At 50.8% G+C, this 14384-nt stretch carries 12 protein-coding genes; all 12 read right to left on the reverse strand.

All coding sequences use genetic code 11. The features are described from left to right. Nucleotides 1-674: 674 nt before the first annotated feature. The 12 genes from ACODSD_RS04415 to rfbF all read right to left on the reverse strand — a co-directional run bounded on the left by ACODSD_RS04415 (nt 675) and on the right by rfbF (nt 14380). Nucleotides 675-1571, reverse strand: a complete 897-nt coding sequence (locus ACODSD_RS04415) for a glycosyltransferase family 9 protein (protein ID WP_488876854.1) — start codon at nt 1569-1571, stop codon at nt 675-677. Continuing rightward, nucleotides 1568-2569, reverse strand: a complete 1002-nt coding sequence (locus ACODSD_RS04420; RefSeq protein ID WP_488876855.1) for a glycosyltransferase family 2 protein — start codon at nt 2567-2569, stop codon at nt 1568-1570. The genes ACODSD_RS04415 and ACODSD_RS04420 overlap by 4 nt, the downstream gene beginning before the upstream one ends. Nucleotides 2570-2701: 132 nt before the next feature. Continuing rightward, nucleotides 2702-3712 (reverse strand): glycosyltransferase family 2 protein, encoded by a 1011-nt coding sequence (locus tag ACODSD_RS04425; RefSeq protein ID WP_488876856.1) that lies wholly within the window; start codon nt 3710-3712, stop codon nt 2702-2704. Between the two features lie 5 nt (nt 3713-3717). Continuing rightward, nucleotides 3718-5037 (reverse strand): polysaccharide biosynthesis protein, encoded by a 1320-nt coding sequence (locus ACODSD_RS04430; RefSeq protein ID WP_488876857.1) that lies wholly within the window; start codon nt 5035-5037, stop codon nt 3718-3720. A 205-nt stretch (nt 5038-5242) separates the two neighbouring features. Then, nucleotides 5243-6334 carry an NAD-dependent epimerase/dehydratase family protein gene (locus ACODSD_RS04435; protein WP_488876858.1) on the reverse strand — a complete coding sequence of 364 codons (1092 nt, stop codon included), beginning with the start codon at nt 6332-6334 and terminating at the stop codon, nt 5243-5245. Further along, nucleotides 6327-7361: a 4-hydroxy-2-oxovalerate aldolase gene (gene dmpG / locus ACODSD_RS04440; protein WP_488876859.1), complete on the reverse strand. Its 1035-nt coding sequence runs from the start codon at nt 7359-7361 to the stop codon at nt 6327-6329. The genes ACODSD_RS04435 and dmpG overlap by 8 nt, the downstream gene beginning before the upstream one ends. Then, a complete protein-coding gene (locus tag ACODSD_RS04445) occupies nt 7358-8251 on the reverse strand; it encodes an acetaldehyde dehydrogenase (acetylating) (protein WP_488876860.1) in 894 nt (297 codons plus the stop codon). Before ACODSD_RS04445 ends, dmpG begins: the two co-directional genes overlap by 4 nt. A 32-nt stretch (nt 8252-8283) precedes the next feature. Then, nucleotides 8284-9333 carry an NAD-dependent epimerase/dehydratase family protein gene (locus ACODSD_RS04450; RefSeq protein ID WP_488876861.1) on the reverse strand — a complete coding sequence of 350 codons (1050 nt, stop codon included), beginning with the start codon at nt 9331-9333 and terminating at the stop codon, nt 8284-8286. An 11-nt stretch (nt 9334-9344) separates the two neighbouring features. Then, nucleotides 9345-11162 carry a thiamine pyrophosphate-binding protein gene (locus tag ACODSD_RS04455; protein WP_488876862.1) on the reverse strand — a complete coding sequence of 606 codons (1818 nt, stop codon included), beginning with the start codon at nt 11160-11162 and terminating at the stop codon, nt 9345-9347. A 19-nt stretch (nt 11163-11181) separates the two neighbouring features. Next, nucleotides 11182-12537 carry a lipopolysaccharide biosynthesis protein RfbH gene (gene rfbH, locus ACODSD_RS04460; protein ID WP_488876863.1) on the reverse strand — a complete coding sequence of 452 codons (1356 nt, stop codon included), beginning with the start codon at nt 12535-12537 and terminating at the stop codon, nt 11182-11184. Then, nucleotides 12534-13616: a CDP-glucose 4,6-dehydratase gene (gene rfbG, locus ACODSD_RS04465; protein ID WP_488876864.1), complete on the reverse strand. Its 1083-nt coding sequence runs from the start codon at nt 13614-13616 to the stop codon at nt 12534-12536. The genes rfbH and rfbG overlap by 4 nt, the downstream gene beginning before the upstream one ends. After that, entirely contained in the window at nt 13601-14380 is a 780-nt protein-coding gene (rfbF, locus tag ACODSD_RS04470) for a glucose-1-phosphate cytidylyltransferase (protein WP_488876865.1), read from the reverse strand. The genes rfbG and rfbF overlap by 16 nt, the downstream gene beginning before the upstream one ends. Between the last annotated feature and the right edge of the window lie 4 nt (nt 14381-14384).

Here is a 14384-nt window from a genome sequence, read left to right on the forward strand (position 1 = left end):
AAACTACTAACACCATGACGCCTCGAACAATAAACTAAGTTCGACTAAGGAACTTCAGTGTTCAGAGAATCACCGACCGACACCAACCAATAAGTCAACTAACCTAACCTTAAATCTTGCGTAGTTCAATTGCATTGAATTTTTTGGCAGGCATCTGAGTGGTTGACGTGCGGTGTACTTGCATAAGCAAACGTCAATTCCTTATCAACGCTTTGGCTCAAAGATAAACGTCCAGAAAGTTACCCAAATCTTCTCGAACCAGAGCAAGCACCCAAAATTTTTACAGAGATGGCTCCCCGATAGGATATCTAGCAATATCTAATTTCCGCCCTACTTCCACTGCGTAACCAACATTTACCGACTTACCTGATGTGGAAATTCTAATTTGAAAACTACTCGCATCGCCTACCCCTACACCTCAGAGGGAAAACACGCCGTCTGATGAGTAGAGGCTCCCGATACAGACAATGCAGAAGGGATCAGTTGGTAGAGAAAGTAGTTTATACTCTGGCAGCAAAGTACGGCTGCTCACTAACAGCAATATCATTAGAGCGGCCCCTCTCGCCGCCGCATACACTTATAAATCAGTTATGCTCACCACCGGGGAGAATGCCAAAAGCAATCCTTCTTCAAAAGCACAAAGCATTTCCTAAATTACACAAGAACATGCTTCCTCACATCTTTAGGGCATGAAAAAAGCATTGCAATCTCAAAAGCAATTTCGGCACCTCACCAAAGACACCCCAACAGTTATTTTTATATGCCCCAGCTGGCAACCAATATATGTTTGGCACTGGAGAAACAACGAATGCTGGCGTACCTACATACTCTGAAAGATGTGCCGGCAAACTATCAGCAGATATCACGCCAACATAACTCGCCAACTCCATCGCAAGCACCTCAAATCGTCTCGGGATTACCCGCACAGACAGTCCCAAGCTGGAGTCTATAATCTCACCTTCCAATAGCAGTATCTCATAATCCACATTTGATTTTGAACAGGCATTAGTTATTTCCTTAAGCAAGGTTGCAGGAATATTTTTTTCAGCTACTCGACTAAATGGGCAAATCGCAACACGAAACACTCCATTGCCTCCGGAGCGCTTCTTAGAAACACTCCCGACATCAGACACAGGAATATGCTGACAAAACAAACGCTCATAGGCCGTATATATATTATCGGCACTCGGCAAATATAATGCGTCCCGTCCGCCCACAATAAACAATTCCCTCCAAGCTAGTTTCGGCATGACGAGCGTTGAACTCTGGTGAGCACTCTTCAGCGCTTTGCGTAAATTCCAAGCGCTGAATAGACCCGCAGAAAACCCACGCTTCTTTAAGTCAAACAATGCAGGGACATTCCCATCATTTATGCAAAGCACATCAACACTGCAAGATGGCTCCAGCGCTTGACAAAGGTCTTGTAGATAGGGACCAATTAACAAGCGGCACTGGGACTGCACACTAGCCGGCAAACGACGCACTGATGCAACAGCAATAGTCAGATCACCATAACCTTTAATTTGCACGAACGCATAACTTGGCTTTGAAATCATAAGCGTAGCACTCATGATTTTGGTATATAGCGCATTCGCCGGTAAGCGCTTACAAGGGGCCTGAAGATTGCTGGAGGCGCAATAGCAATCAGATAAAAAGCAAATCTCTTAAAATGATTTTTGATACGAAATTTTAAATATCGCTTATATTGACCAAGATCATAGCCCAATTCCGATCGCAACCTCATCGCCAAACGAAGCGATAGCCAGCGATATCGACGCTCCATTCCTAAAGCAGCTTTCTTCATAGACAAAGCAATTGATGGGCATTGAAATACGACAGCATCACACATTGCGCAAAACCCAAAGAATACACCGTATGAATCCCGCTTCCACGTAAAGGTATCGACCCCTTCAACTCGGTTGGCCACACAAGGCCTTGCAATGATCAAAACATCGTCACCGCTCTTGGCCAATATTTCACATATCCGGCCAACGTGGGAGTAGTAACTCCCCTTGTAAGGAATAGATGAACTTCCCGACCAAGCAGATCGATTAATTATGCATGAACCGATGAAACCGACTGCCCACAGGTAGCGCTGTATAAATTCAGCGCTATTCATCATGCCATCAGGTTCATCGAGAGCTTGTCCAAGACGTTCATTGTCCCCAACAAACGAGTAGTTAGCAAAGAGAAATGGAGAGATTTCATGCTGGAGTCTATCATAAACAAGCTGAATCGCCCCGGGCAGAAAATAATCATCTTCACCGACTAACCAGGCATAGTCACAACTGCAAATATCAACTGCTTTTTGGATATTATCGTCAATACCTAGGTTAGTTAGGTTACGATTAATGACCACTCGCTGACAAAGTGTCCGCAATTCCTCATAAACTGCTTCGTTGGTGTTATCTACCGAGTCATCTGATATGAAAATATGCACTGGGCGATCACCAGCTGAACTCAGCACAGATATAACACACCGTTTTAAAAATTCTGGCCGCTTATAGGTTGGAATACAGATACCAAGAGTTTTCATATTATTAAATTTCAAAATAAACGTTACGCCCACTTACCAATTCTTGATCAGCTCAGTCCAACTTCAAAATATACGGAATAGTGCTTACGTGAAAAGGATCTAGGACATTAAAGCTAAACATTCAACCAAGCCACACGCCGAACCAATAGAAAACCCTTCGAAATACTAATAAGCCAATACGCCCACGTGCTTACGCCATTCTCGATGAATCCGATTGATCACACGCCATGTCTGGTAAAAAGGTTGGGCGAACAAGACAGGGAAACGGCCTAATGGTACAAGCAATATCCAGAACAGCAACCTTGACCCCAACTGCCCCCTCATTGCCGGCCATGGATTTTCGGCAGTGTATGCAGTATTTTCTGCTTTTCTCGCCCCCCATATCCTGCCAGGAAGATATCGGGCTACAGCACCATCTATCAGAGCATGGGACAGTGGGCTTTTATCCCCCAAACACTCCTTAACAATCCGAGGAAAGTTAACTGAGAAAACTGACAACAATGGGTAGCCACCACTATTTTCAGTAGTTGCTAACACGCAACGATCTCTTACAAATAGAAAGGGCCCTTCCGTCTTAAGTGCTGGCAGAACCCAACCCAATTGAACAAGTGCACTTCCGTTAAAGCGGTCAAATGATTGTCCTTGAAGAACTGAATTGAGATGTTCGCGATCAATCACCATGCCCGAGATAAAGGTTACCCATATATGTAAAGCCTTCGCGAATGAGAGAGCATCGAGATCAGCAACGCGCAGTTCGCCAACCGACTCCCCCTGGTCAACGCCGCATACAGGGCTCATCCACTCGCTTTGCATGTAAACAAGGGCTGGTTGCCGCGTGCGTAGCAGATTCACAATACGGGCAATGACACCACGCTTGGGAAGATCATCATCTCCAATGATCCAGAACCAGCGGGTGTCCACCTTCTCGACGCAATGACAGAAGTTGCGTTCGGCACCTACATTGGTAGCGTGTCGGTAACTACGCAGTTCCGGCCAAGTCTCTGTGATGCGTGCAACAACTTGAGGAGTATCATCGGGCGAACAATTGTCCGAGACTTGCACGATAACATCTGCGGCAACTACGGCAGTTTCTTCACGTAACGCTCTTAAAAGAATCTCCAAATTGGCGCTGCGTTTGTATGTTGGGACAATAATCGTCAGCAGGGGCGTGGACATGGGAATCAGACTCGAGTTTGTAGATTCGCGTTGTGGCGTGCGCGGTATCGTTTGAACAGTAGAAAAGTCCATGGCAAAGCAACGCATGCACTAATTGCCGCATAACCAAACATCATCCGCGATACGTCTTCACGCAGAAACGATACCATGGCTACCGTCAACATCGCCGAAACCACAGACACTGGCAGCATGGGCTCCTCCCTGTGCGCACGCATATAGACCGCAGCGGCATACACCACCGTGTTGATGGTCGCAGCACAGGCAATCCAGAACAGTGTGGCCGGTGCTGCAATGCGATGGACCGCAGTAATACCAAGCTGAGAGGCAATGTACGTCATCAGCACGATCGTGAAGCCCAATAAACCCGTAGCGGCGGTGGAACGCAGCGCTACAGCCCGGAAAAGCTGGTTTAGTGCAGCAGATTCGCTGCGAGAAACGTACATGGCAAAGGCGGGCGTCTTAGCATTGATCCAGCTTAAACCAAGCGTTGTCACGGCGGAAAATACAGACATGGCCATACCGAGCCGGCCTGCTTCCGCAGCCCCGTGAGTAGAAAAGACTATTGGCGTGAAGATACTAAAGATCAAGTAGCCACAGGCCCAACTAACGGCAATGCGCCACTGCAATGGAAAAATATCGCGACGCCAGCAAATTGGAGACTCTCGCGGAGCGGGGAGCTTAAGCCACCCTCTCCTAGCACGCAACCAAAGTGGCGTACCGCAGGCAGCGGCAAGAGGAACAGTGATGGCAGCCCAAAGACCAGCTCCACTCATGAGTAAAACCCAGAGCAAACCATAACCGCACACAGACTGAAGTAGCCGCAGGTGAGCGACTTGCCCGACCTGCCCGACCCCCTCAATAACGGCCAGTTGCGGACTGAAATATAGGTTGATGGCGGTCAACACAACGGCACTCCCCCAGATCGGCCCCCACTCTCCAATAGGCAGAGCTTCACCGTTGTGCCCAAAGAACAACACTCCTGCGAGCCCACCAAAAATAACGAATAGCGCAGCCGCAACCGCATACCAACGACGCAGTAACGCGATGATGCCAGTCAGGCGTGCCAACCGGTCCGGGGCCCCACTAACTTTACCATTGTCATGGAAGGTAAGATGGGCCGCCTCATGCCCGACTAGCTGGATGATCACCTGACCGAGGCCAAGCTCGAAAAATACCTGCAGGGCCAACAGACTAGCAAAGGTATAGTAATAGCCCTGCTGAGCAGGACTCAGCCAAAGCGGAAGCAGAACCAGCGTAATGGCACCCGCCAGAATGCCCCAGCCCCGAAACAGAACCGTCCGGAACACGTGCATGTCGACGCCCACCAGCGCTCTCAGACGAGACCAAGCCCCTACAGGGGGGGAGGCCGATGGCGAAGCGTGGGACTTCAACGCGCTTCCCCTATCGCTCGCCAAAAACCATCAGCCAAAGATAACGTACCCTTCCGACCGTACATGACAACCCACGACAGATCGTGCAGCAGAGTGCGGACAACTTCTTCCACAATGATCAGATTAGCGACGTAATTCACTATGCACCGATCTCCTGACGCACACGACGCATTACACCTAGACGACGAGCATGCCACAGCATGGCACGCTCAAGAGCAGCCTCGACCTCGAAGGCCTGTCGCAGCCCAAATTCCCTCTGCACTTTTCCCAAGTCAGGGAAGAAGTCGTGACGACGGCCAGTAGCGGCTGGCTGGCTCTTGTAAACAAGTGACGGAGTCGGTACGGTGCGGGCAGCCACCATACCCGCAACTGCGGCGTGACTGATGGGTTGAGCTCCACCAAGGTTGTAAATTTCTCCATCTTGTCCATCAACAAGAATTCGCAGCAGCCAACATGCCGCATCACTTCCATAGAGATAGCTGCGACGAGTGGCACCGTCTCCATGGAGCCTGATATCGTTGCCAGAGAGTGCATCGCGTATGAAATCGTTAGCCGCCCAAGGAGCACCCAATGGCTGATACGGCCCTAAGAAGGTAAAAGCACGGGCAGTACTGACTGGAATCCGGCATTGACTCGCATAGATGCTCACAAGATTCTCAGCGGCTCGTCGCGACTCAGCATATACATTATGTGCGCGGGTAAAATCCAAGACCCCAATATCCTCCTCACCCAAGGCTTGATCTTGCATCTGCCCACCCCGCACCAAGCCAGAGCTGAGATTGACGAAGCGCTGCAACAGTTCCAAACGCGCAGAGGCCGCCAATGAGTACGACATGCCACTTTGTATGGTTTCGTAAACCCGGAGTGGTTCCGATGCATGCACACGTGGATCAGCAATACCCGCTGCGAACAGCACCAACGTTGTCTCCCGCGAAAGTTCGAAGGAGGACCGCACATCCGCAGTTTGTACTCGCACGTCATCCCGACTGGCCAAGTGGGGATGAGCCTGACACCAAGCAGCAGCCGAGCGACCTAACAGATCCACTCGGACTCGCCCCCCTTGTTCGTCGTTCAATGCTGCAACGACTTCTGCGATCCACGTACCGATAAAACCAGTTCCACCAATTACGGCGATTCTGTGCTCGGCTAAGCGAGATACCAAATCCTCCTGGAGCCTTAAAGAGTCCAAACAGTCCCCACGGATACTCTGCTGCAAAACATCGTCATTCATGTTGCCCCCCCTGCTTACGGGACTGTCCAGCTTTAAGCGCCAGCGCCACTTCAAGGATCAAACTCTCCTGCCCTGCCACGGCCTTACGGCGACCTAACTCGAAAAAGATGTCTCGGGGATCGACGCCATGCTCGGCACCGATATGGTTGACCTGTTTAATGAAACCCGAGAACACCCCTGACATGCCGCTGACAATGCTGGTCGATGAGATGTACGGCATCGACTTGACCATCGTCTTCTCAGCCAAGTCGGCCGCATCAAGCATCTTATACAAGTCGATGCCCGTTTCGAATCCCATTTGCTGGAACACGGCCACCAAAACCTCAAGTTGTGCATTACCCGCGCCGGCACCAAAACCACGCGCACTACCGTCGATAATAGTCGCGCCAGCCTCCACAGCCGCAACTGAATTAGCTATACCCATGCCAAGATTATTATGCGCATGGAAGCCGACTGGAATGTTCAGCGCATCCACCAACGTGGAAATGCGACGTGTGACATCGCCGGGTAGATATGCTCCTGCCGAATCCATGATGACTAGCGCTTCGGCACCGTAGGCTTCCATTTTTCGAGCCTCATCCGCCAGAGTCTCAGGTGAAGCCATGTGACTCATCATCAACACGCCGTAGACTTCCTTGCCATGCCTGCGCACATATTCAATATGACGCTGAGTAATATCGGCCTCTGTACAATGAGAAGCAATACGGAACACATCAACGCCCAAATCCATCGCCATGGTAACGTGCCGATGGATTGTACAAAAGCCAGGGATTGCGTGAACCGCCATCTTGGAGCGTGTGAGGTGCTCACGAGCCGTTTTAAGAATGGTCTCATCGCTCAGGGCACACTCACCTACTAGCAGTGATGAGGCCCCAAGACCATTGCCATGTCCCACTTCGACAATCGGTACCCCAGCAGCGTTAGCTGCAGCACAGTATGTCGCAAAATGCTCTTGTGAGATCTGGTGGCGCACAGCATGGTTACCATCCCGTAGCGTCGGGTCGCTGATAAGAATCTTTTTGCTCATGACATTGACTCCATCTGCTGTCGAGCAATACGCTCGGCAATTCCAATGGCCGCACAGTTGATAATGTCTAGATTACCTGCATAACGCGGCAAGTAGTCACCATTACCAAGCACCTTAACAGTGGTCATGATCTTGCCTCCCTCAAGCGTGGGCGGAACAATCAACTGGTAACCAGGTACGTACTGGGTGATACGCTTCATCATCTCCTCAACCGAAGCCTGGATTGCAGGCAGATCGGGGTTAGCGATTTTTGCATAAATCGTGGTCTGCATATCGATGGGGGGATGCGCCGGGTTCAAAATCAAAATTGCCTTGGCCTGGCGAGCGCCACTGAACTTGATCAGAGCCTGTTCCGTTGTCTCAATATACTCGTCCAAGTTGGCGCGAGTAGCTGGACCAGCACTGCGAGAAGCAATGCTCGACACAACCTCTATGTACCCAATGTCATCCTGTACCGCCGCGATCGCGTTGGCTATCGGCACAGAGGCCTGCCCTCCGCAAGTGATCATGTTGATATTCTGCGTATGGCTGCCAATGATCTGCTCGGTATTGATCGCAGGCACACACAGTTCACCTAGCTTAGCGGGGGTCATATCTATGACAACCTTACCGAGTTTTTTTAGCACAGGCCAATGTTCTAAATGAGCTGCGGCCGAAGTGGCGTCGAATACGATATCAATATCATCGGCACGCTGGATAATAGCATCTAGGCCCCGATCCGAAATTGTCACACCCAACTGACTAGCCTTCTGCATACCATCAGATCGCAAGTTACGACCAACGAATAGCACACATTCCAATGCATTCGAGCGCATTACCTTAACCAGCAAGTCGGTGCCGATATTGCCGGTACCAAGAATGGCCACCCGCTGTTTTTTTGATGGGATCATAAGTTTCCGCCCGTGAAAAAAGGCTGCTATATTCAATCCAAAAGAAAACTTTCCACCGTACGGGCAAACCCTACCTCCAAAGAGATATCCGGTTGCCACCCCAGGTGTCTAGCTCGACTAATATCAGGTGAAGCTCTCGATAGCTGGCTGACAAGATACCCCGTATTGCCGACCTGACGTGGTTCGTGATGGACTTTTTGAACTCGTGATGGAAATAACTTCATTAACAGATGAGCCAAGCCCGCAATGGAAATCTCGGCATCAGGATTTCCAATATTATAAGCTGTACCTGTCTGACCCAGCAGCAATATGGAAAAAAAGCCTGCAACAGCGTCACTAAGATAGCAAAAGGGCCGGATAGCAGTTCCATCACTCTTGAGCACAATGTCACGCCTTGAGACAACGTCTGAAACGAAATCGGCGAAAACGCGTCCATCAGTCAGATCCATGCCAGGACCGTAGGTGTGAAATGGACGGACGATTTTTGCGGCAACCCCATATTGATGTGCCCACGAAACACACATGGTTTCCCCCAAACGCTTACTCTCTCCGTAGCAGGCCCTAACAGTGGTCGGATCAAGAAAACCATAATCACTTTCTGCCAGCAATCCATCCCCGCTACGGGGAACGCCATACACCTCACCACTGCTGAAAAACAAAAAGGATTCACTACTGCTCTTATACGCATGTTCCAGCATATGGGCTGTGCCAAAAGTATTGGCCCCCAAAGTCCCAACAGGATCGCTTCCATAAAATTTTGGACTCGCCTGGCTTGCCGCATGAATAACAAAATCAGCTTTAGCCAAGGACTCCGGCAACTGATTGACAATGTCGTGCGCAATCAGTTCCAGCCCTAAATTTTGCAAATGTCCCAAACGACTCATAGCGCGTTGCGGTGAACGCACCAATCCCGTTATTCTAGTACCTGCACCATTTCTATTACGTGCAGCCAGAACTTCCACCATATAAGCAGGAAGGAACCCTCCTGCACCAGAAATCAACACATGCTTACCATCGAATTGATCCCACGGTAACGGGTGCATCAATATCGACTCAATATCTTCTTGAATGATTCGACTCATCTCGAATCTCTTCAACGTAGTGACTCGGACTTCGGGTGAATGCCAACTAGCATTGCCGACCTCAACTCCGAAAGCGTGATGAGCGGCGACAGGTCCTCCAATGGCGGCGACACCAATGCGCCTTGCTGTGTCGATGCCACGGATAACTTCGGAACAAAAGGCTGTTCGGGGTGCATAAACACCTCACAAATCACCGGACCGTCAAAGGCTTGAACTTGAGTTAGCACATCATCGCACTCCTCCCACGTTCGAATCTGAAAGGCAGGTATATCGAATGCGGCGGCAACTTTGCTGAAATCTGGGCACGAAACGCCGGAGCTTTTACTTGTACCGACATAACCTGCCTTACTGAATAGGGCATTCTGGGTGTGCTTAATCATCAAATAGCCATCATTATTGAAAATGAATAGCTTGATCGGTAGATGATGATGTGCAATAGTTTGCAACTCTTGTAAATTCATCATCATTCCACCATCACAGTTCAAGCACATCACTTCGCCACGGTTGTTCGCAAAAGAGACTCCTATCGCGGCAGGTAACCCATACCCCATCTCGCCCAAACCCGTACTTGTCATCAGCCGCTGCCCCGGCTTGAACTTGAGCACTTGATGTCCGCATAACAGTGCAGTGCCCATATCCGTAACTACCACCTGATCTTCTTTGAAGAAGTGATTCAGACGCTCCATAAAGCGATAGGAGTTGATATAACCCTCGGAGTCTGCGTGCTCAGGACCAACCCACGGAAACTGTTCCTGATATTGAGCGCATTGCGCAAGCCACTCAGGCTTGATACCTATACCGCCCATAGCGGCCCGTCGAAGAGCATCGATAAAGGCACCGGCATCAGCATGAATGAATTCGCGCGCACGAGCCCCCAGCTTCGCGCCCTCGGCCTCATCAATGTCTACTACGTCGATCTGTGCACCTCGCGCGAGTTCCGACAGGTCATATCCCACCTGCGGAATTGCCATGCGGTTACCGATGGACAGAACGTAGTCGCTATTCTGCAAGACGAAATTGGCTGAACGCTGGCCATAAACACCCGCTCGACCGATAACTCGAGGATGATGAGAGTCGAGCATGTCAATGCCGGCCCAACTGACCAAGACCGGAATGTCTAGCTCATCGATCAGCGCGATCAACTGCTGTGTGGCTCCGGCCAAGCGGATGCCGTGGCCGAGCCACAACACTGGACGCCTCGCTGCACGTAGCGCCTCAACCACACGAGCCACTGCGTCATCCTTGGGCGCAAGCCTCTCCGATTGGTCGGGTTCGAAACGAGCCAACGACGCTATATCTATGCGGGTCGATTGAACACTCATGGGAATCTCAACCCATACCGGGCCAGGCCGACGATCCAGTGCGATATGGGCAGCCTTTTCAAGCTCATATAACACGTGCTCAGGCTCAGTCACACGAGTAGCATACTTGGTCACCTTCTCGACCATCTGCACTGAATCGTACCCCTGCACCCCCCACATCCGCAGAGGGTTCTCGGGAAAGCAGAATTTACCGTTCTCATTGCCCGCAATCACCAAACCGGGGATGGAGTCAGCCCAAGCCGAAACAACCCCAGTCACACCATTGGTGGAGCCCCCACCAGTGGTGAGCAACGCCGCAGCCAGCTTGCCGTGCGTACGGTAGTAAGTTTGCATCGCCATCGTAGCCGCCTGCTCATGGTGGACGCAGACTATCTCGGTGTACCCCCGTCGAGTGATCGACTCAAACAGGTGAACATTGCCAGCACCAATAATACCAAACGCATGTCGAATGCCCATCTGTTCCAACAACAGGGCAATCTGATCACTGACCTTAGCTTCGTCAATCATGTCTTGTCTCGCTCTATTGTTAGAAGTTAACGCCGAAGAACTCTTCCAGCTTGTCCGCGATGTAATCCAGTTGCTCTTGACCCAGCGCTGGGAAAGTACCCAACCAGAAAGTCTGATTCATTACGACATCTGTATTGAACAAATCACCACTCACCCGGAAGTTGCGACCAGCCATATAAGGCTGTTTCGTCAAATTGCCTGCAAACAGCAAACGCGTGCCAATCTTGTTCTCCTCCAGAAAGTTGATCAGGTCGGCGCGTTTCACCCCTGCGCTATCCTTCACGATCAGAGGAAAGCCAAACCAAGACGGCTCACTATTTGGCGTTGCTTCCGGCAGATGCAGGAACTGCTCGACGCTAGCCAGCCGGTTTTTCAGATAGGCAAAGTTGGCGCGGCGTTTGGCGATGAATTCTTCTACACGATCCATCTGCGCCAGCGCGCAGGCAGCCTGCATGTCGGAAATCTTCAGGTTGTAACCGAGATGGCTGTAGGTGTACTTGTGGTCATAACCATCGGGCAGATCCCCGCCGAGGTCTTTTTTCGTCCAACAGAAGCGCTTATCGCAGGTATTGTCTTTGCCAGGTGCGCAGTAGCAGTCGCGGCCCCAGTCGCGGAAGGACTCTGCAATCAGCTTGAGATCGGGGTTATTGGTGAATACTGCACCGCCCTCACCCATCGTAATGTGGTGTGCGGGGTAGAAACTCAACGTGGCGATATCGCCGAAAGTGCCGACCAGTTGGCCATTGTAGGTTGCGCCCAAGGCATCGCAGCAATCCTCCACCAGCCAAAGATTGTATTTCTTGCACAGAGCCGTCACCACTTCCAGATTGAAGGGATTGCCCAAGCTATGGGCCAGCATGATGGCTTTGGTCTTGGAGGTGATGGCTGCTTCAATCTTGCTGGCGTCAATGTTGTGCGTGGCAAGATCCACATCAACAAACACCGGGACGGCACCAAACTGGAGGATAGGGTTGACCGTTGTCGGGAATCCGGCTGCCACGCCGATGACTTCGTCCCCCTGTTTGATGGCACGATCTCCCAGCTTGGGACTGGTCAGTGCCGAGAATGCCACCAAGTTGGCAGAGGAGCCGGAGTTCACAGTAATCAGATACTTCACTCCCAGAAACTTGGCCAGCCGCTCTTCAAACATGGCATTGAAACGACCGGTCGTCAGCCAGCCATCGAGTGAGGCATCCACCATCAACTGCAGTTCTTTTGCACCGATGACCTTGCCCGAAACCGGAACTGCACTTTGGCCGGCTACAAAGGGTTTGGGCGCGTGGGCGATTTCAGCGTATTGCTGCACTAGCTCACTAATTTGCGAGCGGAGTTTATCGAGTTGCGGCTGGAAATTAACGGTAGATGCTGTACTCATTTTTTACTCTGATATTGTGTGATTTGATCAAGGCAACAAGCGCGCATATCTGCGCCGGACAACCAGGCCTGATGCCAGTCAGTAATGCGGGAAAGCGCCATTTGCAACGGCCATAGTGGCGACCAACTCAGGCGTTGCCGTGCTTTGGAAATATCCAACTTAAGGTAGCTGGCCTCATGCGGGTGATCACCCGCCTGCAAAGACCATGTCGCGCCCCGCCCCCAAGTTTCGCAGAGTTGCTCGACTATCCATTGAACGGGACGTGCATCTTCATCGCAGGGACCGAAGTTCCAGCCCTCCGCATCTGCTTGACCATTTTCGTACAACCGCTCTGCCAGCAGGAGGTAGCCCGACAGCGGTTCCAGCACATGCTGCCAAGGACGAATGGCATGTGGATTGCGAATCTGAACGGGTTGCTGTTTTTCCAAAGCACGAAGGATGTCCGGCACCAGCCTATCCAATGCCCAATCGCCACCACCAATGACATTGCCTGCTCGCGCCGTCGCCATGGCAATGCCTTCATTCTTGAGAAAGGACTTTCGATAGGCACTACTCACCAGTTCAGCACAACCCTTGCTATTCGAATACGGATCATAACCGCCCATCGGCTCATCTTCTCGATAGCCCCAGAGCCATTCCTTGTTCTCGTAGCATTTGTCAGTGGTGACATTGACGATTGCCCGAACACTGCCAGCCTTACGTGCAGCCTCTAAAACATGCACGGTGCCCATGACATTTGTGGCATAGGTTTCAACAGGCTGCTGATACGACAGACGAACCAAAGGTTGTGCTGCCATATGGATCAGAATTTCGGGCTGAAAGTCTGCAACTAACGCACAGATTTTTTCATAGTCGCGGATATCTACGACCTGATGATCCATGCCCTCAGCCACTCGGGCTACATCAAACAGTGCAGGTGTCGTGGGAGGCTGAAGCGCGATACCTCGCAGTTCGGCGCCCATAGCCTGAAGCCAGAGAGAGAGCCAACTACCTTTAAAGCCAGTATGCCCCGTCAACAGTACGCGTTTGTTACGCCAGAACTCCGGCCTGGTTTGCTGCGATATCACTTCGAACCCCATTTTTTCCAGGGGGCCTTGCCACTTATCCAGAGTTCTTCCAGCAAGTGCTTGTCCCGCAGCGTATCCATAGGCTGCCAGAAACCCTGGTGTTCATAGGCCATAAGCTGCCCATCCTCAGCCAGCTGCGTCAACGGCTCTTGCTCCCAGACGGTACTATCGCCTTTGATATATTCCAGCACTTTAGGACTCAAAACAAAGAATCCCCCATTAATCATGGCGCCATCACCCTTCGGCTTTTCCTTGAAGCTCATGACTTGATTGCTCTGAATGTCCAGTGCGCCAAACCGTCCCGGCGGATAGGTCGCCGTCAATGTGGCAGCTTTTCCATGCTGACGATGGAAAGCAATCGTCGCTGAAATATCAATATCACTGACACCATCACCGTAGGTAAAACAGAAGGCTTCTTCGTCCTTCACATAATCAGCCACCCGGCCAAGGCGACCACCTGTCATGGAATCATCCCCGGTGTCAACCAGTGTCACTTTCCAGGGTTCGGCACGCTTTTCATGAACATGCATGCTGTTAGCTTGCATATCAAACGTCACATCCGACATATGCAAGAAGTAGTTCGCAAAATACTCTTTAATAAAGTAACCCTTATAACCACAGCAAATAATAAAATCATGTATGCCATGATGAGAATACATTTTCATGATATGCCAAAGAATCGGCTTACCACCCACCTCCACCATTGGCTTAGGACGAACAGATGTCTCTTCGCTCAGTCTCGTGCCGAGCCCACCTGCAAGAATCACTGCCTTCATTTTA

Source organism: Chromobacterium sp. FG22 (assembly GCF_057809415.1).

What these genes read in the sequence shown, in the direction of transcription:
- rfbG (WP_488876864.1), bottom strand. Translation starts at nt 13,616, where the DNA reads ATGGGGTTCGAAGTGATATCGCAGCAAACCAGGCCGGAGTTCTGGCGT.
- ACODSD_RS04435 (WP_488876858.1), bottom strand. Translation starts at nt 6,334, where the DNA reads ATGAATGACGATGTTTTGCAGCAGAGTATCCGTGGGGACTGTTTGGAC.
- ACODSD_RS04415 (WP_488876854.1), bottom strand. Translation starts at nt 1,571, where the DNA reads ATGAGTGCTACGCTTATGATTTCAAAGCCAAGTTATGCGTTCGTGCAA.
- rfbF (WP_488876865.1), bottom strand. Translation starts at nt 14,380, where the DNA reads ATGAAGGCAGTGATTCTTGCAGGTGGGCTCGGCACGAGACTGAGCGAA.
- ACODSD_RS04450 (WP_488876861.1), bottom strand. Translation starts at nt 9,333, where the DNA reads ATGAGTCGAATCATTCAAGAAGATATTGAGTCGATATTGATGCACCCG.
- ACODSD_RS04425 (WP_488876856.1), bottom strand. Translation starts at nt 3,712, where the DNA reads ATGTCCACGCCCCTGCTGACGATTATTGTCCCAACATACAAACGCAGC.
- rfbH (WP_488876863.1), bottom strand. Translation starts at nt 12,537, where the DNA reads ATGAGTACAGCATCTACCGTTAATTTCCAGCCGCAACTCGATAAACTC.
- ACODSD_RS04445 (WP_488876860.1), bottom strand. Translation starts at nt 8,251, where the DNA reads ATGATCCCATCAAAAAAACAGCGGGTGGCCATTCTTGGTACCGGCAAT.
- dmpG (WP_488876859.1), bottom strand. Translation starts at nt 7,361, where the DNA reads ATGAGCAAAAAGATTCTTATCAGCGACCCGACGCTACGGGATGGTAAC.
- ACODSD_RS04455 (WP_488876862.1), bottom strand. Translation starts at nt 11,162, where the DNA reads ATGATTGACGAAGCTAAGGTCAGTGATCAGATTGCCCTGTTGTTGGAA.